Source organism: Nocardia nepalensis (assembly GCF_048910785.1).
In the GTDB taxonomy this organism is placed as follows: Bacteria; Actinomycetota; Actinomycetes; order Mycobacteriales; family Mycobacteriaceae; genus Nocardia; species Nocardia nepalensis.
Window position 1 is genome coordinate 33,724 of sequence record NZ_JBKBET010000007.1, and the last position, 23,736, is coordinate 57,459.

Genomic DNA, 23,736 nt, shown 5'->3' on the forward strand with positions numbered 1-23,736 from the left:
TGCTCAGGCTTCAAGTTCGCTGTCGAGAATCGCGAAAAGCGCTGCTTCGTCGGCGTTTTCGACATCGTCGTCGCGATGGACACCAGCGGTGTCGATTCGAGCTGCCCAACTGGTCGCAATGGACTGCAACCGAGCCACGATCCGGGCCTTTTCCTCCTCGCCCCGATTTCCGGCCGCGAGGGCGGATTCCAAATCCTCGAATACCGCGTCGATCGAACGAACCGGCCTTTCCCCGGGCTCGTCGCAGAGTTGTTCGCGCAGATACTCGGCCAGCGCGGCGGGTGTGGGGTAGTCAAAAACCACGGTGGCCGCCAGCGCCAGGCCGGTATCGGCTTTGACCCGGTTGCGCAGCTCGACCGCACCCAGGGAATCGAATCCCAGGTCCTGGAAGGTGCTGCGGTCGGCATCGAGTGCGGACCCGGCGTCCCGGCCGAGCACGGCCGTCACGTGCGCACGAACGGTATCGAGCACGACCTGCCGCTGCCGATCGGCATCCAGGCCGGCAAGCCGTTGCCGCAGACCGGATATCACCATCGAGGTCGCCGCCGGACGGGTGGCCGCCGGTGGTGCCAGTTCCCGCAGCAGGGGCGGCAGCAGTCCGGCATCGGCCTGGGCGCGGATCGCGGTGGTGTCCACGCCGGCGATCACCGCGTGGCCCGGACCCGTTTCGAGCACCGAATCCCATGCGGCCAAGGCCTGCTCGTCCGACAACGCGGTGAATCCCGCGCGCGTCATCCGGGCCGCATCGGCATCGGTCAGGTGTCCGGCCATGCCGCTGGAGCGTGCCCACGGACCCCAGGCCACTGACCGACCGGCCAGCCCTCGTGCTCGCCGGTGGGCCACCAGACCGTCGACGAAGGCGTTCGCCGCCGCGTAGTTGGCCTGCCCGGGGCCGCCGACCGTGCCCGACAGCGACGAGAACACCACGAACGCGGCCAGATCCAGATCCGCGGTCGCCTCGTGCAGATACCAGGCGGCATCGGCCTTCGGCGCCAGCACCGCATCCACCCGGGACGCGGTCAACGCCGCGATGACCCCGTCGTCGAGGACGCCCGCGGCATGGATCACCCCGGTCAACGGCCACGGCTCGGACACCTCGGCCACCAAGCGGCGCACCGCGCCGGGATCGGTGACGTCACACGCCACTACCCGAACCTGCGCGCCCAGTTGCGCCAACTCGGCGGACAGGGCCGCGGCACCGTCGGCTTGCGGGCCACGGCGGCTGACCAGCAGCAACGACCGCACCCCGTGCTCGACGACCAGGTGCCGGGCGACCACCGCACCCAAACCACCGGTGCCACCGGTGATCAGCACCGTTCCGGTGCCGAAGGCGGACGCTTCGCCGCCGGTCGTAGGTGGCACCACGGTGGGCCGGCCGAGTCGAGCGGTGTGGGCGACACCGGCGCGCACCACCACCTGTGGTTCTGCCGCGGCCAACGCCGCGAGTCGCTCGTCGATACGAGTGTCGGTGTCGACCAGGTGGATTCGGCCCGGATCCTCCGACTGCGCGCTGCGCACCAAACCCCACACCGCGGCACCGGCGAAGTCCGTGACATCCTCACCGGGCAGGGCGACCGCGCCTCGGGTCGCGACCACCAGCCGGCTCGACGCGAACCGGTCCTGCCCCAGCCACGCCTGCACCACCTCGAGCACCCGGGCGACCTCGGCGTGGGTCGTGGTCACCACATCGGCGCCGGTGTGATCGGTCCAGCCGGACCCGGCCTCGACCACGACCAGCGGGGGCACCGGCGACTCCGGACCCAGCCGATCCCACCGGCCCACTGCCGAAACCGCGACCGGGGACTCGGATTCGGTCGGCGACCACACCAGTTCCAGCACCGCACCGGCCGCACCGCCCGCACCCGCCGCCGTTGCGGCCAGCTGTGCCACCGGCACCGGGCGGGTCGCCATCTCGCCCGACAGCACCGGTTGTCCGTGCCCATCGGTCATCGACACCGACACCGACGAACCGGTCGCGGTCAGCCGCACCCGCAGCATCGATGCCTCGGCCGCATACAGTGCCACCGACTGCCACTCGAACGGCAAGACGACCTGCCCCGGCGGGATCTCCTGCACGCCGGCCAGCAGTCCCGACTGCAGGGTCGCATCCAGCAGTGCCGGATGAATTCCGAATCCCGCACCTTGCACGCCGGTGTCCGCGTCGACGGCGATCTCGGCGAACACCTCTTCGCCGCGGCGCCACAGCGCCCGCACACCTCGGAAGGCCGGTCCCAGATCGTAACCGCGCGTCAGGAACTTCGTGTAGTCGATCTCGACAGCGGTCGCCGCAGCCGGCGGCCAGGCCTGCGGCTCGGGCATTGCCGTATCGTCTCGGCTGGTCAGCAGGCCATGCGCGTGTAGTTCCCACTGGCCGTCGTGGTCGTGCGCACCGCGCGAATAGATCGATAGCGACCGCTGCGCCGACTCCGGCTCGGGTCCGCCGACGACGACCTGAATCCGCACCCCGCCCGACGGGGGGAACACCAGCGGCGCCCGCAGCGTCAACTCCTCGATTACCGGGCACCCGGCTGCACGACCGGCACGCAACGCCAACTCCACGAACCCGGTCCCGGGCAGCAACATGGCCCCGCCGATGACGTGGTCGGCCAGCCAGGGCTGCGACAGCGCAGACAGCTGCCCGGTCAGGATGACACCGCCGTCCGCCATCGGCACGGCCGCGTCCAGCATGGGGTGTGCCACCACCCGAAGCCCCAGGGAATCGGCGCCGGCGCGACCCGGTGTGGTCTCGAGCCAGTAGCGGCGACGCTGGAAGGCGTAGGTGGGCAACGACACTCGCGAGACCGGGCGGCCGGCGAAGAACACCCGCCAGTCGACGTCGGCGCCGGCCGCGTGCGCCCGCGCCAGACCGGTCACGAACTGTTCGACCTCGCCGTGCCCGCGGCGGGCTGCGGCGATCACCGACGACTGCGATTCGATCTCCTCCGGCAGACTCTGCCGGGTCATGGCCGCCAGGACGGCGTCCGGACCGACTTCGAGGAATCGGCGCACTCCGGCGGCCGCCAGCGACTCGATCCCGGGGGCGAAGCGCACGGCCGAGCGCACCTGCCGGACCCAGTAGGCGGGATCGAGCACTTCGTCGCCGACGATCCGCCCGGACAGGTTCGACACCAGCGGCAGCTGTGGGCGGCGGTAGCCGACATCCCGTGCGACAGCGGTGAACTCGGCCAGCATCGGGTCCATCCGGTGGGAATGGAACGCGTGCGACACCCGCAGCCGCGAGGTCTTGCGCCCGCGGTCGGCGAACTGCTGCTCGATCGCCGCCACCGCGTCCTCGTCACCGGACACCACCACGGCCTGCGGCGCATTCACCGCAGCGAGGGACACCCGGTCGGCCTGGCCGGCGAGTGCCTCGGAGAGTTCCTGTTCGCTCGCCGCCACGGCCAGCATCGCACCCCCTTCGGGCAGCCGGCCCATCAGGCGGCCGCGCGCCGCGACGAGGCGACACGCGTCCGGCAGCGTCCAGACACCGGCGAGGTACGCGGCGGCCAGCTCGCCGATCGAATGCCCGATCAGGTAATCCGGTGTGACACCGAACGAATCCAGGAGCCGGCACAGCGCGACCTCGTAGGCGAACAGGGCGGGCTGGGTGAAACCCGTCCGATCCAGCAGGCCGGCGTCGTCCGGCCCGCCGCCGGTGAACATCACCTGCCGCAGCGAAACGCCCAGCAGTGGATCGAACTGTTCACACACCTCGTCCAGCGCCGCCGCGAATACCGGAAACGCTTCGTAGAGTTCACGTCCCATGCCGGCCCGCTGGGCGCCCTGCCCGGTGCACAGGAAGGCGGTCCGGCGCGACATCGCCTGTGCTGCCGCCACACCGGCGGCCGTGCACGCCGAGCCGTGCTCCGCGAGCGCCGCCAGGCCGGCCAGCAGCGTGTCGCGATCGCCGGCGACCACCGCGCCCCGCCAGTCCAGGCGGGCGCGAGTGGTGAGCAGTGAATAGCCGATATCGTCGACCGTCACGTCGGGGTGCTCGATCGCGAACTGCCGCAGCTCGGCCGCCTGCGCGCGCAGGCCGTCCTCGGTCTTCGCCGAGAGCAGCCAGGTGCAGACGTCCACCGCCAAGGCTTTCGCACCCTGATCAGGCGCCTCGTCCGCCCTCTCGACGGAAGCCTCTTCCGGAGCAGGGGCTTCCTCCAGAATCACGTGCGCGTTCGTGCCACTGGCGCCGAAGGAGGACACACCGGCGCGCCGGATCCGCTCCCCCGCGGGCCAGGGTTCCGCCGCGGTGACCAGCCGCACCGAGCCCGCCGACCAGTCCACATGCGGGGTCGGGGCATCGACATGCAGTGTCGCGGGCAGCATTTCGTGCCGCATCGACTGCACGATCTTGATCACGCCGCCGACACCGGCCGCGGCGGAGGTATGTCCGATATTCGACTTGAGCGAGCCGATACGCAGCGGATCTCCGGCGCGATCGCGACCGTAGGCGGCGATCAACGCCTGCGCCTCGATCGGGTCTCCGAGGGTGGTGCCGGTGCCGTGCGCTTCGACCACATCGACGTCGGCGGGCGTCAGACCGGCACTGGCGAGGGCCTGCGCGATCACCTTTTCCTGCGAAGGACCGTTCGGCGCGGTCAGTCGGTTGCTGGCGCCGTCCTGGTTGACCGCGCTGCCGCGGATGACCGCGAGGACGTGGTGGCCGTTGCGGCGTGCATCCGACAACCGCTCGACCGCGAGCATGCCGAGGCCCTCGGAGAATCCGGTCCCATTCGCCGCTGCCGCGAAAGCCTTGCACCGTGCGTCCGGGGACAGCGCATGCTGGCGGCCGAATGCGATCAGCAGGGTGGGGTCGGACATCACGGTGACGCCGCCGACCAGGGCGAGCGAGGTCTCGCGCTGACGCAACGCCTGGCACGCCAGGTGCAGGGCGACCAACGACGACGAGCACGCGGTGTCCACCGAGAGTGTCGGACCTTTGAACCCGAAGGTGAAGGCGACCCGACCGGACAGAACACTGGCCGAAACACCCAGGTAGGCATGGCCTTCCGACTCGGCGGTCAGGCCCGGCGACCCCACGCGGGGGCCGTAGTCCTGGTGGATCACGCCGGCGTACACACCGGTGTCGCTGCCGCGCAGCGTCACCGGATCGATGCCGGCGTCCTCCAATGCCTCCCAAGCCGCTTCCAGGAACAGGCGCTGCTGCGGATCCATCGCCTCGGCCGCGCGCGGGCCGATTCCGAAGAATCCCGCGTCGAAATCGCCTGCCGCGTGCAGGAATCCGCCTTCCCGGGTGTAGACGGTCCCCGGCGCATCCGGATCGGTGTCGAACAGGCGCTCGAGGTCCCAACCGCGGTCGGCCGGGAAAGGACCGACGGCGTCGGTGCCGGAAGCGACCAAATCCCACAGCTGCGCCGGAGTTTCGACACCGCCCGGATACCGACAGCTCATGCCGATGATCGCGATCGGTTCGCTGGCACGTTCTTCCAGGTGCTGGATGTGCTTCTTGGCGGCGCGGAGATCTCCGGTGAGCTTGCGTAGATACCGGCTGAGCCGTTCCTCGTTGCTGGCGTCGGGGTTGCTCATGCTGGGCCGAACTCCTCGTCGATCAGATCCAAAAGCTCACTGTCGGAGGTGAATTCGAGATCGTCGTATGCACCGTCCGACCACTTGTCCCCCAGATAGGCGCGCAGGCGCTCGTTGACGCCCCGCAATCCTGCGACGGTCTCGTCGTTGTCGCTGCCGCCGGCGATGATCTGCTCGAGCAGCGCCTCGAGCCGCGCGATGTCGTCGGGCACCGCCGACGTCGGTTGCGCTGGCGTCGTGACCACGGTCTGGGCCAGCAGGTAGTCGGCGACATCTCCCGCGGTCGGGTAGTCGAATACCAAGGTCGATGGCAGCGACAGCCCCGTCATCTTCGAGAGCCGGTTACGGAACTCGACTCCGCCCAGGGAATCGAAGCCGAGTTCGCTGAAGCCGCGATCGGGCCCGATGTCCTCGGCCGACCCGTAACCCAGCACCGCCGCAACGTGTTCGCGCACCAGATCCAGGACGACCCCGCGTCGCTTCGCCTCCGCCACACCGTGCAGACGCTCCCCGAGCGACAGTTCAGCACTCGATGCCGTGGCCGACCGGCCGCGTGCGCGGACGAACCCGCGCAGCACCGCCGGTACCGCACCGGTATGCGCTTCCAGGCGCAGTTTGTCGGTATCCAGCTGCAACAGCGCCGGCACCGGTTCGGCCGTGGTCAGCGATTCATCGAACAATCGCAGGCCGTCGGCGCGGTCCAGCGGGGCCAGGCCCAGTCGCTCCAACCGGGCCATGGCGGTGCGATCCAGCGCGCCGGTCATGCCGATGTCCTGCTGCCACGGCCCCCAGGCGAGCGACAGCGCCGGCAGTCCCGCGGCGCGGCGTTGCCTCGCGAGGGCGTCCAGGAAGCTGTTCGCGGCAGCGTAATTCGCTTGTCCGGCCGAACCGATCAGTCCGGCTATGGACGAGAACAGCACGAACGCGGACAGATTCATGTCCTGAGTGAGCTCGTGCAGATGCCACGCCGCATCGGCCTTGGGCGCGAATACCCGATCGACCTGGTCACCGGTGAGCGTGTGGAACGCGCTGTCGTCGAGCACGCCCGCGGTGTGGACGACACCGGTGAGCGGGTGCTCCGCGGGCAGGCCGGACAGCAGATCCCGAAGCGCGTCGCGGTCGGTGACATCGCAGGCGGCGATCCGCACCTCGGCGCCGGATCCCGACAGTTGCGCCGCGAGTTCTGTTGCGCCGTCGGCACGCTCGCCACGGCGGGATACCAGCAGGAGTCGTCGCACACCGTGCTCGGCGACCAGGTGGCGGGCCAGCAATGCGCCCAACCCACCGGTCCCGCCGGTGATCAGGACGGTCCCGGACCCGAACGACACTTGTTCGGCCGCGAGGGCGGTCAGCGCCTCCAGTCGCGGTACCAGGACGCGGTCGCCCCGCACTGCCACCTGCGACTCTCCGGTCGTGATCACGGCTCGGATCGAGTCTGCCGAAATGTGCTGCGCACCAGCGGATTCGTCGGTGTCGAGCAGCACGATCCGCCCCGGATACTCGGTCTGCGCGCTGCGTATCAGCCCCCATACCGCTGCCGATGCGGTGTCCGGCGTCTCATCGGGCAGGGCCGCCGCACGGCTGGTCAGCACAACCAGCTGCGACTGTGCGAATCGCTCGTCGGCCAGCCAGTCTCGCACCGTGCGCAAGGCGGCGTTCACCCGCTCCCGCGCGGATGGCCGCGAATCATCTTGCAGCGCAGCAGCTTCGGGCCACACGACGACGTCCGGAACGGTCGCAGCCGAAGCGAGTGCCGCCAGATCCGGATACCGCTCGTCGATTCCGGCCACTTGCGCGGCTCCGAGCACGGCCGCACTCCCGATCGGGGCGAGTCCGTCTGGCTTGTCCACCGTCGCCCAGCGCAACCCGTACCGTGCCGCACGTCCACCCGACAGCGTGGCGCGGAACTGCTGGACGTCGTAGGAGCGCATGACCGCTTCGTCGATGGTGACGACCGGAGTTCCGTCCTGGTCGACGGCCACGACGGTGATCGCCTCACCACTGCGCTGGATGGCCATCACCCGCAGTGTCGTGACCGTGGACGTGGTGTGGATTTGCGTTCCGCCCCAACGGAACAGGAGTTTGCCCTCGGCAGGGTTGCCCTTGTGGTCGGGCCAGATCAAACAGGCGATTCCCGCATGCATCACCATGTCGAACAGCGCCGGATGCAGCTGGAACCGTTCGGCCGGGAATTCCGGGTTCAGGGTGACCTCGGAGAATACCGTGTCACCGCTGCGCCAGGCGGCGTCGACGCCGATGAACGAGGCGCCGTATTCCAGTCCGGCGGCACGCGCCACCTGGGCCGGAATCCAGTCGGTATCCACCGGTTCGGCATCGACCGGCGGCCACGGCGCGTTCCGCAACATGTCCATGAGTCCGATATCGATCAGCTGTCGAGCGCTCAGCACGCCACTGGCGTTGCGCGTCCACTCGCCGTCGGCGGCCTCGCCGGTGACGCGGTAGTGGAACGTGAACGAGCGACGTCCCGCGGAATCCGGTTCCCGCACCAGCACTTGGAGTTCGACATCGCCATCCGCCGGCGGGAGGATCGGCGCCTCGAGGGTGAGCTCCTCCACGGCGGCGCATCCGATCCGCGGAGCCGCGACCAGCAGCATCTCCATGAGCGCGGCACTCGGGACGAGCACAACGCCGTAGGTGGTGTGGTCGGCGATCCATGGATGGGTGCGCAGCGAGAGCCGCCCAGTGAACAGCCACTCGTCGCGGTCGGCCACTCGCACCACGTCGGTGAGCAGCGGGTGGTCCGAGCCAGCATTCCGGGACTCCCCGAGGCTGGGTTCGAGCCAGTACCGCCGATGTTCGAAGGCATAGGTGGGCAGGGCGACTCGTGCCATCCGACCGGCGGTGAACAGCTGATTCCAGTCGAGTTCCACCCCGGCGGTGTGCGCGTGGCCGAGCATCGTCAGGAACTGCTCGACCTCGTCGTGATCCCGGCGGGCCGCCGCGGCGACGGCCGATCGAGCCTCGACCTCCGTGGGCAGCGTCTGTCGCGTCATCGCCGCCAACACCGCGTCGGGTCCGACTTCGAGGAACCGACGCACGCCCGACGCCGCCAGCGTCTCGACACCGGGCGCGAAACGCACCGCGGCGCGCACCTGTGACACCCAGTACCCCGGATCCAGGATCTCGTCGCCGGCGATCCGGCCGGAGACGTTGGACACCAACGGAATCCGCGGCGCGTTGAAGGTCACTGTCGCCGCCACGGTTTCGAACTCGGCCAGCATGGGCTCCATCCGATGGGAATGGAACGCATGCGACACCCGCAGTCGGCTCGTCTTGCGATCCGACTCGGTGAACTGCCGATCGATCTCGTCAATGGCGTCCTCATCACCCGAGACCACCACGGCCGCAGGCGCATTCACCGCCGCTACCGACACCCGATCACCGAATCCGGCTATCGCCGCATCGATTTCGGTCTCGGACGCGGCGACCGCGAGCATCGCGCCGCCCGCGGGCAGCGCCTCCATCAGCCGTCCTCGTGCCGCGACCAGCTCGCAGGCGTCTTCCAGTGACCACACACCGGCCACATACGCCGCGGCCAGTTCACCGATCGAGTGCCCGATCACCATGTCCGGGACGAGTCCGAACGACTCCAGCAGCCGATACAGCGCCACTTCGAACGCGAACAGCGCGGGCTGGGTCAGTCGGGTCCGATCCAGCATCCCGGTCTCCGCTGACCCTTTCGAGCGACCTGACAAGCAGTCGCAAGCGGTAACTCCCTGATCGTCGATCAGGTGCCCGGTGAACATCGCCTGCTTCAGGGAACATCCGAGCAGGGGATCGAACCGGGCGCACACCTCGTCCAGCGCCGCGGCGAATACGGGGAAGGCCTCGGAGAGGCCGGCGCCCATGCCGACCCGCTGCGCACCCTGACCGGTGAACAGGAAGGCGGTCTTCCCGGAGCCCGCCGTGCCGGAAACCACTCCGGCCGAGGCGGAACCGGCGGCCAGCTTCGCCAACCGCGCCAGCAGTTCGTCGCGATCACCGCCGAGGACCGCTGCCCGCCATTCGTGCTGCGCACGTGTCGTCACGAGCGAATACGCCACATCCGCCGGATCGGCGTCGGGGTGGTCGATCAGCCACGTCCGCAGTTTCGCCGCCTGTGCCCGCAGAGCGGTCTCGCTTTTCGCCGACACCAGCCATGGCGCCACCGTCTGTGGGCGGTCGGTGGCCGGTGGCGAGGCGACCGGCGGTAGGGCGGGCGCTTCCTCGATGATCAGGTGGGCGTTGGTGCCGCTGACCCCGAACGAAGACACACCGGCCCGGCGAGCCGGTCCTCCGGTGCGCCATGGTTCCGGCTGGGTCAGCAGGCGCACCTCGCCCGCGGACCAATCCACATGCGGGGACGGCGTTTCCGCGTGCAAGGTCGGGGGCAGGGTCTCGTGCCGCAGCGCCTGCACCATCTTGATCACGCCACCGACACCGGCGGCCGCGACGGTGTGACCGATATTCGATTTGATCGATCCAATGCGCAGCGGCTCCCGATCGCCGCGATCCTGCCCGTAGGCGGCGATCAACGCGTTGGCTTCGATGGGATCCCCGAGCGGAGTGCCGGTTCCGTGGGCTTCCACCGCATCCACATCGGCGGGTGTGAGCCCGGCATTCGCGAGGGCCTGCGCGATCACTCGCTCCTGCGAGGGGCCGTTCGGCGCGGTCAGGCCATTGCTCGCACCGTCCTGATTCACCGCGCTGCCCCGAACGACGGCCAGGATGTCGTGGCCCAGCCGCTGCGCGTCCGACAGCCGCTCCAGGACCAGTACGCCCACGCCCTCGGCGAAGGCCACACCGTCGGCCGCGGCGGAGAACGCCTTGCATCGGCCATCCGGCGACAGTCCGCGCTGCCGCGCGAAATCCACGGAGAGATAAGGGGTTGCGGCCACGGTGACGCCGCCGGCCAAGGCCAGCGACGTCTCGCCCTGACGCAATGCCTGACACGCCAGATGCATTGCCACCAGTGAGGACGAGCATGCGGTATCGATCGTGACCGCTGGCCCCTCGAGGCCGAACACGTAGGCCACGCGGCCGGATACGACACTGTGGGTGGTGCCGGTCAGCCGGAATCCTTCCAGGTCGCCGGTGACGCGATCGACGTACCCGGAGGAGCACGCGCCCGCGAACACACCGGTGTCGCTGCCGCGCAACGTGACCGGGTCGATGCCGGATTCCTCCAATGCCTCCCACGATGCTTCCAGCAGCAACCGCTGCTGCGGGTCCATCGCCAGGGCCTCGCGCGGGCTGATTCCGAAGAATCCGGCGTCGAAATCACCTGCGTCGTCGAGGAATCCGCCGCCGCGGCTGTAGACCGTGCCGGGCTTGTCCGGATCCGGATCGATCAGCTGCCCGAGATCCCAGCCGCGATCGTCCGGGAATGCGGTGGTGGCATCGGTACCCGACCGCACCAGTTCCCACAACTGCTCCGGGGTTCGGACGCCGCCGGGGAACCGGCAGCTCATGCCGACGATCGCGATGGGCTCGTCCACGCGCGCACGGCGCGACACCCGTGTCGTCTTGGCCCCGGAATCGGTTCCCTCGATCTTGGCGTGCAAGAGGGTGGCGACCGCCGCGGCGGTGGGATGGTCGAAGACCAGGGTGGACGGCAGCTGGACGCCAGTGGCCTTCGACAGCCGGTTGCGGAATTCGACACCGCCGAGCGAGTCGAATCCCAGTGCGTCGAAACGCTCTCCGGGACTGATGTCTTCGGCGGAACCGTGCCCCAGCACGGCCGCGGCGTGCTCCCGGACCAGATCGAGCACCACCTCGGCGCGTTTGGCTTCCGGTACCCCGCTCAGTCGGGTGCCGAGCGAACTCGACGCGGCCGCGGTCCGGTCCGCGGTGCGGGGCAGGAAACCGCGTAGCACGGCCGGCACCGCACCGTCGCGCGCTTCGCGCCGCAGCTCCGCGGGGTCGAACCCGATCGCCGCCAGGTGCGCTGCGGCGCGGCCGGTGGCCGCATCGAACAGCCTGAGACCTTCGTCGTTCCCGAGTGGTTGGAGACCGAGCCTTTCCAAGCGGGCGAGGGCGCTGCGGTCCAAACCACTGGTCATGCCGCCGGCGGAGTTCCAGGGGCCCCAGGCCAGCGATATCGCGGACAGTCCTGCGGCGCGGCGGCGGTGCGCCAGCGCGTCCAGGAATGCGTTGGCTGCCGCGTAGTTACCCTGTCCCGCCGTACCGATCGTCGCCGCGATGGACGAGAACAGCACGAAGGCCGACAGGTCACGGTCGCGGGTGAGCTCGTGCAGGTGCCAGGCGGCTTCGGCCTTCGAGTCGAATACTCGCCGCAGCTGCTCGGTGGTGAGGCCCGCGAGGGTGCCGTCATCGAGGACGCCCGCCGCATGGACGACGCCGGTCAGCGGATGATCGGCCTCAATCGAATCCAGCAGCGAACGCAGGGCTTCCCGATCACTCACATCGCAGGCCGCGACCCGCGCAGCGGCTCCGGACGCGGCCAGCTCGGACACCAATTCCATTGCACCATCGGCAGTTTCGCCGCGCCTGGAGACCAGCAGCAGACTGCGGACGCCGTGAGCGGCCACCAGGTGCCTGGCGACGCGTGCGCCGAGGCCGCCGGTGCCGCCGGTGATCAGGACGGTGCCGGCGCCGAATGCCAGCGATGCGGGGCGGTGGTCGGGCGACGGGTGGGCCTGTCCGGGCTCGGCCTCGTGCTGTCGCGCTCTCGCCAGCCTGGGCACGAGCACTGCTCCGGCGCGCAGCGCGGCCTGTGGTTCGCCCGCCGCGAGCACCGCACCGACCAGCGCCGAATCATCCATGGGCGCAGCGGCCGACGGGTCGGCGTCGAGGAGGATGAACCGGCCCGGATATTCGGATTGGGCGCTGCGCATCAGGCCCCAGACGGCGGCCGCGGCGAGGTCCGGTGTCTCGCCCGGCAGTGCGGCGCCGTTCGCGGTCACCACGACCAGCCGCGTGTCGGCCAGACGTTCTTCCGCCAGCCATGCCTGTAGCGTCGCCAGCACGGTTTCCAGGTGGCCGCGAACGACTTCCGGATCGTCGGCTGGGTCACTGACCTCCGGTTGCCAGCGCACGACATCCGGAATCACTTGTGCCGCAGCGAGTTCCGCAGGGCTCGGCGAGTGAGTATCGATTCCGGCGATCGACGCCGAACCGAGGACGGCCATCCGGTCCGCGGACAGGCTCGATGTCGCCGCCGGCGCCTGCGTCCACTGGATCTCGTAGAGGTCGGCGTCATCCCCGGCGAGGGTGGCGCGCATCTGTTTCACGTCATACGGCCGCATGACGACCGCATCGACGGAGATCACGGGCCGTCCCGAATCGTCAACGGTCGCAACGGAGACCGTCTCCGGCCCGCTCGCCACGGCGATGACCCGCAACGTCGTCGCCTTGACCAGCGGCTGATGCAGTCGCGCCCCGCCCCAGCGGAACAGTAACCGGCCGGTATTCGGATCGCTGTCCTGCTCGTGCCAGGCGAGCCCGGCCAGCCCGGCGTGCATCACCAGGTCGAGCAGAGCGGGATGCAGGTCGAACCGCTCCGGTTCGGGCGCGGCAGTGGTGTCCAGGGTGATCTCGGAGAAGACGGTCCCACCGCGCTGCCATGCGGCGTCGACACCGATGAACGCGGGACCGTATTCGAGTCCGGATCCCTTCGCGATCCGCTCGGGAATCCATGAGGGGTCGATGGTTTCGGCATCGGCCGGCGGCCATGCCTGCGCGCGCAGCCGGTCCAGCAGAGCGTCATTGCCGTCCCAGGAAGGAGCCAGCACACCGCTGGCGTTGCGCACCCATTCCCCCGCTCGGCGGCCCGTCTTGCGGAAGTAGAAGCCGAACTGCCGTCGCCCGGTCGGATCCGGCTCCTGCACCGATACCTGGAGTTCGACCTCGTCGTCCTCCGACGGCAGGATCGGAGCCTCGAGGGTCAGCTCCTCCACGACGCCGCAACCGATCCTGCCGCCCGCGACGAGCAGGAACTCGACGAGGGTCGCGCTCGGCAGCACCACGGTGCCGTAGGTCATATGGTCGGCGACCCACGGGTCGGTCGGCAGCGAGAACCGGCCGGTGAAAACGAACTCGTCCTTACCGGCCACCGGCACCACACCGGTGAGCAACGGGTGGCCGAGGGTGCCGCCGGCGGCTTCGGCACGCGGCGGCAACCAGAATCGCTGATGCTGGAAGGCGTAGGTGGGCAGGGGAACTCGTCGGATCGCCGGGCGACCGAACAGTGGCGTCCAATCCACGCTCACACCGGAGGTGTGAGCGTGCGCCAGCATCGTCAAGAACTGGTGGCGCTCATCGTGATCCCGACGCGCGGCCGCGGCCACCACCGACTCCGCGCCCTCCGACAGGGTCTGCCGGGTCATCGCCGCCAGTACCGCGTCGGGGCCCACTTCCAGGAATCGACGCACACCCGAGGCGATCAACGTCTCGATGCCGGGCGCGAATCGCACCGCGGCCCGCACCTGCCGAACCCAGTAGGCGGGTTCGAGCACCTCGTCCCCGGCAAGCTGACCGGACACGTTCGACACCACCGGCAGGCGTAGCCGGTTGTACGTCAATGCCTTTGCGACAGACTCGAATTCGGCCAGCATCGGCTCCATCCGATGCGAGTGGAAGGCGTGGCTGACCCGCAGCCGCGACGTCTTCCGGCCACGCTCGGCGAAGAGCGCCTCGATCTCGGCGACCGCGTCCTCGTCACCCGAAATCACCAGGGCCTCGGGCGCGTTGACCGCGGCGACCGACACACTGTCGGGATACCGAGCGACGACATCGTTCACTTCGGTTTCGGACGCTCCGATGGCCAGCATCGCGCCGCCCTCGGGCAACGCACCCATCAGACGGCCGCGCGCCGCCACCAACCGGCACGCATCCGCGAGCGACCACAGGCCCGCGAGGTAGGCGGCCGCGACTTCGCCGATCGAATGGCCGATCAACACGTTCGGGGTGACGCCGAAGGATTCCAGCAAGCGATACAGCGCCACCTCGAAGGCGAACAACGCCGGCTGGGTGAACTCCGTCCGATCCAGCACCGTGGCATCGGTACCGCCGCTGAACATGAGTTGCTTCAGCGAGTACCCCAGCAACGGATCGAACTGGGCGCACACCGAATCCAACGCGTCCGCGAAGACCGGGAACGCCTCGTACAAGCCGGCGCCCATACCGATCCGCTGTGCACCCTGACCGGTGAACATGAACGCGGTTGTCCCCGAACCGATGACACCTGCGATGACACCGGCGCCGGTCCCTGATTCGGCGAGATTCGCCAACCGCTCTAGCAACTCGTCCCGATCGCGACCGAGGATCACACCGCGCGAATCGAGCTGCGCCCGCGAGGTCGCCAGCGAGTAGGCCGCATCCGCGACATCGATCTCCGGCCGCTCCGACAACCACGCCCGCAGCCGGGCGGCCTGCGCGCGCAGACCTGCCTCGCCCTTGCCCGACACCAGCAACGGTGTGACCGGCGTATTCGACTGTCGCTCGGCATCGTCTTCGATACCGCCGTCGGCAGCCGACACCGGTGCGGCAGGTGCTTCTTCGAGGATCACATGCGCATTGGTGCCGCTGATCCCGAACGACGACACACCCGCCCGCCGGACCCGATCGCCCGCGGTCCATGGTTCGGTCTCGGTCAGCAGACGCACCGCGCCCGCGGCCCAATCCACATGCGGCGTCGGCGTTTCGGCGTGCAGCGTGCGCGGCAGCCGCTCGTGCCGCATCGACTGCACCATCTTGATCACACCGGCCACACCGGCGGCGGCCACGGCATGGCCGATATTCGATTTCAAGGAACCGATCCGCAGCGGCGCCCGATCGCCGCGATCCTGTCCGTAGGCGGCGATCAACGCCTGCGCTTCGATCGGATCACCGAGAGCCGTGCCGGTCCCGTGCGCCTCCACAGCGTCCACATCGACCGCCGAGATCCCCGCATTGGCGAGAGCCTGCGCGATCACCCGCTCCTGCGATGGACCGTTCGGCGCGGTCAAACCGTTGCTCGCGCCGTCTTGGTTCACCGCACTGCCGCGAACAACGGCCAGGATGTTGTGGCCGAGCCGCTGGGCGTCCGAAAGTCGTTCGAGCACGAGCACACCCGAACCCTCCGACCACGCCACACCGTCGGCGGCGGCGGAGAACGCCTTGCAGCGACCGTCCGGCGACAGGCCGCGCTGGCGGGAGAAGTCCACGTACAGAGTCGGGCTGGCCGCGACGGTAACACCGCCGGCGAGCACCAGTGAGCTGTCACCCTGGCGCAGCGCCTGACATGCCAGGTGCAATGCCACCAGCGACGACGAGCACGCCGTATCCACCGTCACCGCCGGACCCTCCAGGCCGAACGCGTACGCGACGCGGCCCGAGATGACGCTGTGCGACGTGCCGGTCAGCCGGAATCCCTCCAGATCACCGGTCACCCGCCGCGAGTAGCCCGAGGAGCAGGCGCCGGCGAAGACGCCGGTGTCGCTGCCCCGCAACGACATCGGGTCGATACCCGCGTCTTCCAGTGCTTCCCATGCTGTTTCGAGCAGCAGCCGCTGCTGGGGATCCATCGCCAACGCTTCGCGGGGGCTGATACCGAAGAAGCTCGGATCGAAATCGCCTGCACCGCTGAGGAATCCACCGTGACGCGTGTAGACCTTCCCCGGCTTGTCGGGGTCCGGGTCGAACAGCCGGTCCAGATCCCAGCCACGGTCGGTGGGGAATTCGCCGATCGCGTCCCGGCCCGCCGCCACCAGGTCCCACAGGTCCTCGGGGGAGCGCACACCGCCGGGGAACCGGGCGCTCATGCCCACGATCGCGATCGGTTCGTCCGACATCGGGGATGGTCGGCCGGCGGAGCTTGCGGAGCCGGCGGGGCGGGTGAGCTCAGCGCGCCGCGCTGCCCGCCGCGGCCCGCCGTCGGTCCGGGCAACCTGCGCCCGGAGCAGCGCCGCGATCGCACCCGGGGTCGGATGGTCGAAGATGAGTGTCTTCGGCAGCGGCACACCGGTGGCCCGGATCAGTCGGTTCCGCAGCTCCACCCCGCTGACGGAGTCGAAGCCGAACTCGGTGAACGGCAGGTCGGGCTGGATCGATCGGGCCGACTCGTGGCCCAGTACGGCGGCGGCGTGCTCACGAACGATGTCGAGAACCACTGTGTCGCGCTGATATTCGGGGGTGGCCAGCAGCGTGCGCGCCAGCGGGCTGTCGTCCTGCGCTGCGGCCTGTTCGCCGCCCTCGGAAATCTGATCGTCGGAAATCTGATCGTCGGTGACCGCAACGACACGCGTGAAGCCACTGGAACCGACCGGCACACCGGCCCAGAAGTTACGGCGCTGGAACGCATAGGGCGGCAGCTCGACCCGCGCCCCACCGGAGACCAGCGCGCGCGGATCCACCTGCACACCGGCGCAGTGGGCCTGTGCCAGCGATGCCATGAACCGTTCCGGGCCGCCTTCACCACGCCGCAGCGATCCGACAACAGCTACGTCCTCGGCCGCACCGGCCGCCTCGGCATTGGCGCCGATGCTCATCGTGACCACCGGATGCGGACTTACCTCGATGAATCCGGTGACACCGTCCCCGATCAGCGCCGTAACAGCTTCGGCGAAGCGCACGGGCTCACGCAGGGACCGATACCAGTACTGCGCGTCCAGCGTCGCTGTATCGACGAAATCGGCGGTCACGGTGGAAAAGAACGGAATCGGCACCGAGCGCGGCTGCACCGGAGCCAGCTCGCTCAGCAGCCGATCACGCACCAGTTCGGTCACTTTCGAATGTCCCGGCCAGGTGGCAGGGACCAGGCGCGCCCAGACCCCGGCCGCGGCACAGCTGGCCACGAACTCCTCGAGGGCCGCACCCTCGCCGGATACCACGGTCTGTGTCGGGCTGTTGATCGCGGCCACCGACAACCGATCACCGAACGGCGCCAACCGCTGCCGCACGGCATCGGCCGACAACCCGACCGCGGCCATACCGCCCTTGTCGGCGAGCACCTGCGCCCCGGCCAGGGAACGCAGGGCAATAATGCGGGCGCCGTCCTGCACCGACAGCGCTCCGATGGTCACGGCCGCGGCAACCTCGCCCTGGGAATGACCGATAACAACGCTGGGTTCCACCCCGCGCGCACGCCACAGCCGAGCCAGCGACACCATGACCGCGAACAGCACCGGCTGCACCACGTCGACGCGAGCCAGCGGGGGCGCGTCTGCGTCGCGGCGCAGCACCGCCGTCAGCGACCAGTCCAGGTACGGCGCAAGTGCCGCTTCACATTCCGCGATCGACTCCGCGAACACCCCACCCGATTCCAACAGCCCGAGCGCCATGCCCTCCCACTGGCCGCCCTGGCCCGGGAAGACGAACGCGACCCGCCGCTGCTCGGCCCGCTCGGTCGTCGGTTCGATCGCCACGGCGGGCGCGGTCGGGTCGGCCAGAGCTGCCAAGCCGGCCAGCAACTCCGCTCGATCCCGTCCGACGACGCTGCCGCGCCACTCCATCTGGGCTCGGGTGGTCAGCAGCGAGTGCGCCACATCGACCGCGTCCAGCTCCGGGTGGCGCAGCAGCCACTCCCGCAGCCGGGCCGCCTGCGCACCCACGCCGCCCTCGCTGCGGGCCGACACCACCCACGGCACCGCACCGTTCTCGCCGGCTGCCGTGGTGGCGGCGGACGCGACGGCGGGCGCCTCCTCCACGATCACATGGGCATTGGATCCGCCCATGCCGAACGACGAAATGCCTGCCCTGCGCACATCGGCCACCGGCCAGTGCTCGGTGCCCGTCACCACCCGCAAACCCAATTCCTCGAGCGGAATTCGGGGATTCGGTGTCTCGTAGTTCAGGCTGGCCACCAGTTCCCGGCGGTTCAGGCACAGCACGGTCTTGATCAGGCCCGCGATGCCGGAGGCGCCTTCCAGATGCCCGATATTCGTCTTGACCGATCCGACGGCCAGCGGCGCGTCCTGCGCCCGGTTCCCGCCGTAGGTTTCGCCGAGCGCGGCGGCCTCCACCGGATCGCCGGCGGGTGTTCCGGTGCCGTGCAATTCGACGTACTGCACCGACGGCGCGTCGACACCCGCCGCGGTCAGGGCGGAGCGGATCGCCGCCGCCTGCGCATCCCGGCTCGGGGCGCTCAGCACTCGGCGTTCGTTGCCGGTATTGACCGCGCTGCCGCGGATCACCGCATGAATCCGGTCGCCGTCGGCCACCGCCTGCGCCAGCGGCTTCAGCACCACGATGCCGCCGCCCTCGCCGCGCACGATTCCGTCGGCCCGCGCATCGAAGGTGTGGCAGGCGCCGAGCGTCGACAGCGCGCCGAACTGCTCGATCCGCTCACTGCTCGTCGGCGACAGAATCAGGTTCAGGCCGCCGGCCAGAGCCACCTCGCTCTCGCCGCTGCGCAGACTCTCACATGCCAGATGCACCGCGACCAGCGACGATGCCTGGGCGCTGTCGACCAGGATGCTCGGGCCGCTGAAACCGAAGTAGTTCGAGACGCGGTTGGCGATGATGCCGCGTCCGACACCCCAAAGCGAGTGGCGGCTGATACCCGGGCCGCCCTGTGAGGCCACGATTTCGGCGAAATCGCTTCCGGAGCTGCCGAGGAACACACCACACCGCCGGGCATCGCGTGCCGTGGCGGCCAGGCCCGCGTCCTCGAGCGCCTCCCAGCTCAATTCCAGGGCCAGCAGCTGTTGCGGATCGATTGCCCGCGCCTCATTCGGCGAGACCCCGAAGAAGTTCGCGTCGAATTCCCCTACGGTGTCGACGAATCCGGCCCGCTCGGTAATGCTCTCCCGTCCCTGGGGAGCCGCGCCGATCGCGGCGCGCCCCGCCCTGAGCAGCTGCCAGAAACTGTCGAGATCTGCCGCCCCCGGCATTCTGCAGGACATGCCGACGATAGCGACGGCAAACGCCGATCCGGTCACCTCTGAACATCCTTCCCAAGGCAGGTTGGGGACCCGCCGTAAGCCTCTGACGAGTGTGTTTGTTGTCCGCCGCAAAGGAATCAGATGATTCCTGCTCCGGACATAACGGATTTCGACGCAATCGGGCTCAGCGACGAGCCTTGAATGGTGCGGAGCGTCTTCCGCAGGGTGGGGGCCGAGGAGATGGTGCGGACCAGGCCCAGATCGGACCTAGCTGTGCCGCAGGACTCAGTAGAGCAAAAATTCAGCGAACGGCGCTGAAGACCGAAGGACTATCTGGACATGCCAGCGGATTGCGGCGCGCGTACGAGGGGCTGGCGCCCGAAACGCAGGCCGCGAGTTGCGCGTATGGCACCTACGTTACGCGCGACATGGATCGTCACAATGACCCCTCAGGTTTTCGAACAGCGAAACACGAATCATCGTACTGAGCAGTAACATCGCACTGAACAGTAATTTGATGATCTTGACCTTGTCAACCGTTCAGTACCCCCCCGACGGTCACCCGGCCGAGGACGCGCCGCGGGCTCGATCGAGGCGGTGATCACCAGTCGGCTCCGACGTGATTGTGCAGGTAAAACATTGGTCTCCTCATGGCGTCGCTGCATCAGAAATAGCAGACCACCTCCGAGCAAACCTCCCAACAGTGGGAAGGTGAAACAATTCAATTTCTGATAGTTGCGCTGATGGCGGCACAGTGTCCGAGCAATAACGAAAAACGGCCCGGAACACTATGTTCCGGGCCGTTTCCCTAGTAGCGGGGACAGGATTTGAACCTGCGACCTCTGGGTTATGAGCCCAGCGAGCTACCGAACTGCTCCACCCCGCGGCGGTAGGAGCAACGCTACAGCATGGCTGCGGTTGTTACCTAAACGGCTGGTGGGGCGGCATAACAGGCCCGTAGGCGGGTACCGCCGGACCGCGCCGCCGCGACCGATGACCGGCCGAGCAGCGCCGACCATGGGCGATTCTCAACATCCACTTGCGGAAGGCGATTCAGCGCTCGGCCAGATCCGCGATTCGGCTGCGGTGGCGGTCCTGCAGTTCGCGCGAACGGCGCAAATAGTCGAGGACAGTGCGCAATTCGGTTGCGCTGTAGCGGGCCACCTCCCTCGCGCCTTCCTCGGCGATCGGACCATAGATCCGCATCACCTTGGCCATCGCATTGTCAGTGATGCGAATGATGACCTTGCGCCGATCACCCGGTTCCGGATGGCGCACGACATAGTCGAGTTTCGCGAGACGGTCCAGCATGGTGGTGACGCTGCCGCTGGTCAGACCCAATTCGGCGGCGAGGGCGCCGGGGGTGGATTCGCCGTGCCAGAGGACCTCCAGGCAGCGCAGGTCGGTGCGGTTGACGCCGAGATTGGTTGCGGCCGCTTGGTCGACCGCGTCGACCGCAGCCTGTAGCGCCTGCGCCTCGCGACCTACTTGGGCACGCAGTTCTGCCAGCTCACCGGACTCGTCAGACTTTTCTCTTGACATTCAAGCCTCTTGATCGTCAAACTATTGATGTCTTGATAATCAAGATACAGCAGAGCCAAGAGAGAGACACATCATGAAAAAGGCACTGATCATCGGGGGCGGGATCGCCGGACCGGTCACCGCGATGGCATTGCAGCAGGCGGGCCTGGAGCCCGTCGTATGCGAGGCCTACGAGGAGGCGGCGGCCGGGCAGATCGGCGCATACCTGACGGTCGCGGTGAACGGACTGTCGGCACTGGCCCTGCTGGACGCACATCATGTGGTGACCGAGATCGGGCATCCGACCGCCACGCTGTCGTTCTCGACCAGCGCGGACAAGCACATCACCGATCTGCCGATCGGCGGCACACTGCCCGACGGAACCGTCACACACAGCATCAAGCGCCGCGATATGTATCGGGCGCTCAATGGCGAGGCGACACGGCGTGGGGTGCGATTCGAGTACGGCAAGCGGCTGGTGGATGCCATCACGACCGCCGACGGCGTCCGCGCGACCTTCGCCGACGGCACAGCGATCGAGGCCGACGTACTGATCGGTGCCGATGGAATCCGCTCCCGCACAAGGGAAATCATCGATCCGACCGCACCGAAGGCGCATTTCCTCGGCATCTACGGGCTCGGCGGGTTCGTCACCGATCCGACACTGCACCGGGAGCTCGGGTTGCGTCCCGGCGTGTACAGCATGATCTTCGGGAAGCAGGCGTTCTTCGGCTACTTCGTCGCCCCGGACGGCGAGATCTGGTGGTTCGCCAATATGCCTCGGACGCAGGAGCTTTCACAGCAGGACTCGGCCAGCACGGCGCACTGGCGGGCGCGGCTCGTCGAGTTGCTGTCTGCGGATCGCGGCCCGGCGGCCCGGATCGTCGCCGCCACCCCCGATGACACCTTCGTCCCCGCCTTCAACCAGTACGACATGCCGACGGTAGCCAAGTGGCACAACGACAAGATGGTCATCGTCGGCGATGCCGCGCATGCGGTGGCGTCCTCGTCCGGCCAGGGCGTGTCGATGGCGGTGGAAGATGCGGTGACGCTGGCGATCTGCCTGCGCGATATTCCGGATACCGCCGCGGCCTTGGCCGCCTTCGAGCAGCGCCGCCGGGAACGGGTCGAGAAGGTGGTCGCCTACGGCGCGGAAACCAGCGGCGATAAGGCCTCCAGCGGACTCGGCCGCCTGCTGGTCCGGCTGCTCACACCATATTTCCTGAAGAAGGCGGCCAAAGCCGGTGTGGCCCCGCTGAACTGGATGTTCGACTACCGGATCGACTGGACGGCACAGTCGGTCAGCCGGTGACCGACAGATCCCGTTGGCGCACGGCCGAATGCGGCGTCGGCTCCAGGGTCTTGTGCAGGCTGGTGCGCATGGTGGTGGCCGAATCGAGCAGATAGTTCTGCCGCACCTTCCACGGATGCCGGTCACCCTGCCGGGGGAACTCGCCGATCGAGCGCTGGATGTATCCGGAGGCCAGATCGAGCAGCGGGCGCTCGTCGAGTTTGCCGTCCGGCTTCGGCACCACGGCTGCGTAGCGGTTGCGATCCAGGTGATTGATGACCTTGCAGACCAGCCGCGAGGTGAGGTCGGCGCGTAGCGTCCAGGACGCATTGGTGTAGCCGATGCATACCGCGAAATTGGGTACGCCGGTGAGCATCGCACCCTGCCAGACGAATTGCTCCGAGAGGTCGACGGGCCGCCCGTCGACCTGCGGGGCGATACCGCCGAAGGCCAGCAACTGCAGGCCGGTCGCGGTGACCACGATGTCCGCCGCCAGGATTCGGCCGGACTTCAACCGAATCCCTTCGGGCACAAAGGTTTCGATGTGATCGGTGACGACCTCGGCCTTCCCCTTCTTCATCGCCTTGAAGAAGTCGGCGTCGGGCACCGCGCACAGCCGCTGATCCCACGGGTCGTAGTCCGGCGTGAAGTGTTCGGCAACGGCGTTGCGGTCCTTGAGGATTCGCGTCGTCAAGCCGGTGAGCAGCTTGCGTGCGGCCTCGGGACGGCGGCGGCAATACTGGTAGAAGCCGATGCTGAACAGGATGTTCTTGGTGCGGATCACGCGGTGCGCCAACTTCGGCGGCAGCAGTTCGCGGATCTTATCGGCCTGCTTGTCCCGGCCGGGTACGGCGCTGATCCAGGTCGGCGAGCGCTGCAGCATGGTCACCAACTCGGCCTGATCGGCCATGGCGGGCACCAGCGTGACGGCTGTCGCGCCGCTGCCGATGACCGCGACACGCTTGCCGGTGTAGTCGAGATCCTCGGGCCAGAACTGCGGATGCACGACCTGCCCGGAGTAGGAATCGATGCCGGGAAATTCCGGGGAGTGGCCCTGGTCGTAGTTGTAGTACCCGGCGCAGGCATAGAGGAAATTGCAGGTCAGCGTGCGGCGCGCGGTCTCACCCGCGGCGTCGCGCTGCTCAAGGGTGAGAGTCCAGCGCGCCGATTCGGTGGACCAGTCGGCGCCGACCACCTTGGTGGCGTACCGGATGTGCCGATCGATGCCGAACTCCGCGGCCGTGTCCTTGACGTAGCGCAGGATCGACGGACCGTCGGCGATCGACTTCGCGTCCCGCCACGGCTTGAACGGGTAGCCGAGGGTGAACATATCCGAATCCGAGCGAATCCCGGGGTAGCGGAACAGATCCCACGTTCCGCCCAGCGACTCGCGCGCCTCCAGCACGGCGTAGGTCTTGCCCGGGCATTCGGTCTGCAGCCGATACGCGGCGCCGATGCCGGACAGCCCGGCGCCGACGATCACGACATCGAGGTGGTCCGGAAGCTCCATTACTCCAGTCTGCGAGGGCACTGGACCGGATTCTTGACTTTGCG

Annotated in this window: 5 protein-coding genes and 1 tRNA gene; 1 reads left to right on the top strand and 5 read right to left on the bottom strand. The window is 68.5% G+C overall.

Annotated elements, in window-relative coordinates; all coding sequences use genetic code 11:
- Positions 1-3 precede the first annotated feature (3 nt).
- From ACHQ4I_RS06905 to ACHQ4I_RS06920, 4 genes are all read right to left on the bottom strand, one after another.
- Positions 4-5,547 (bottom strand): type I polyketide synthase, encoded by a 5,544-nt coding sequence (locus ACHQ4I_RS06905; RefSeq protein WP_420770850.1) that lies wholly within the window; start codon positions 5,545-5,547, stop codon positions 4-6.
- The gene (locus ACHQ4I_RS06910) at positions 5,544-19,427 is read right to left on the bottom strand and encodes a type I polyketide synthase (protein ID WP_420770851.1); all 13,884 of its coding nucleotides are present in this window, start codon (positions 19,425-19,427) and stop codon (positions 5,544-5,546) included. Before ACHQ4I_RS06910 ends, ACHQ4I_RS06905 begins: the two co-directional genes overlap by 4 nt.
- 755 nt (positions 19,428-20,182) lie before the next feature.
- Positions 20,183-20,256 (bottom strand) — tRNA-Met (locus tag ACHQ4I_RS06915).
- Positions 20,257-20,423: 167 nt separating this feature from the next.
- Positions 20,424-20,912 carry a MarR family winged helix-turn-helix transcriptional regulator gene (locus tag ACHQ4I_RS06920; RefSeq protein WP_420770852.1) on the bottom strand — a complete coding sequence of 163 codons (489 nt, stop codon included), beginning with the start codon at positions 20,910-20,912 and terminating at the stop codon, positions 20,424-20,426.
- A 73-nt stretch (positions 20,913-20,985) separates the two neighbouring features.
- Between ACHQ4I_RS06920 and ACHQ4I_RS06925 the strand changes: the two genes are divergently transcribed.
- Entirely contained in the window at positions 20,986-22,203 is a 1,218-nt protein-coding gene (locus ACHQ4I_RS06925; protein WP_420770853.1) for an FAD-dependent oxidoreductase, read from the top strand.
- Here the strand turns inward: ACHQ4I_RS06925 and ACHQ4I_RS06930 are convergent.
- Positions 22,193-23,692: a flavin-containing monooxygenase gene (locus ACHQ4I_RS06930; RefSeq protein WP_420770854.1), complete on the bottom strand. Its 1,500-nt coding sequence runs from the start codon at positions 23,690-23,692 to the stop codon at positions 22,193-22,195. The two genes, ACHQ4I_RS06925 and ACHQ4I_RS06930, sit on opposite strands and share 11 nt — an antisense overlap.
- Positions 23,693-23,736: the final 44 nt, after the last annotated feature.

Excerpts from the sequence above, each read along its gene's own strand:
- ACHQ4I_RS06905 (WP_420770850.1), bottom strand. The coding sequence starts at position 5,547 with ATGAGCAACCCCGACGCCAGCAACGAGGAACGGCTCAGCCGGTATCTA.
- ACHQ4I_RS06920 (WP_420770852.1), bottom strand. The coding sequence starts at position 20,912 with ATGTCAAGAGAAAAGTCTGACGAGTCCGGTGAGCTGGCAGAACTGCGT.
- ACHQ4I_RS06925 (WP_420770853.1), top strand. The coding sequence starts at position 20,986 with ATGAAAAAGGCACTGATCATCGGGGGCGGGATCGCCGGACCGGTCACC.
- ACHQ4I_RS06930 (WP_420770854.1), bottom strand. The coding sequence starts at position 23,692 with ATGGAGCTTCCGGACCACCTCGATGTCGTGATCGTCGGCGCCGGGCTG.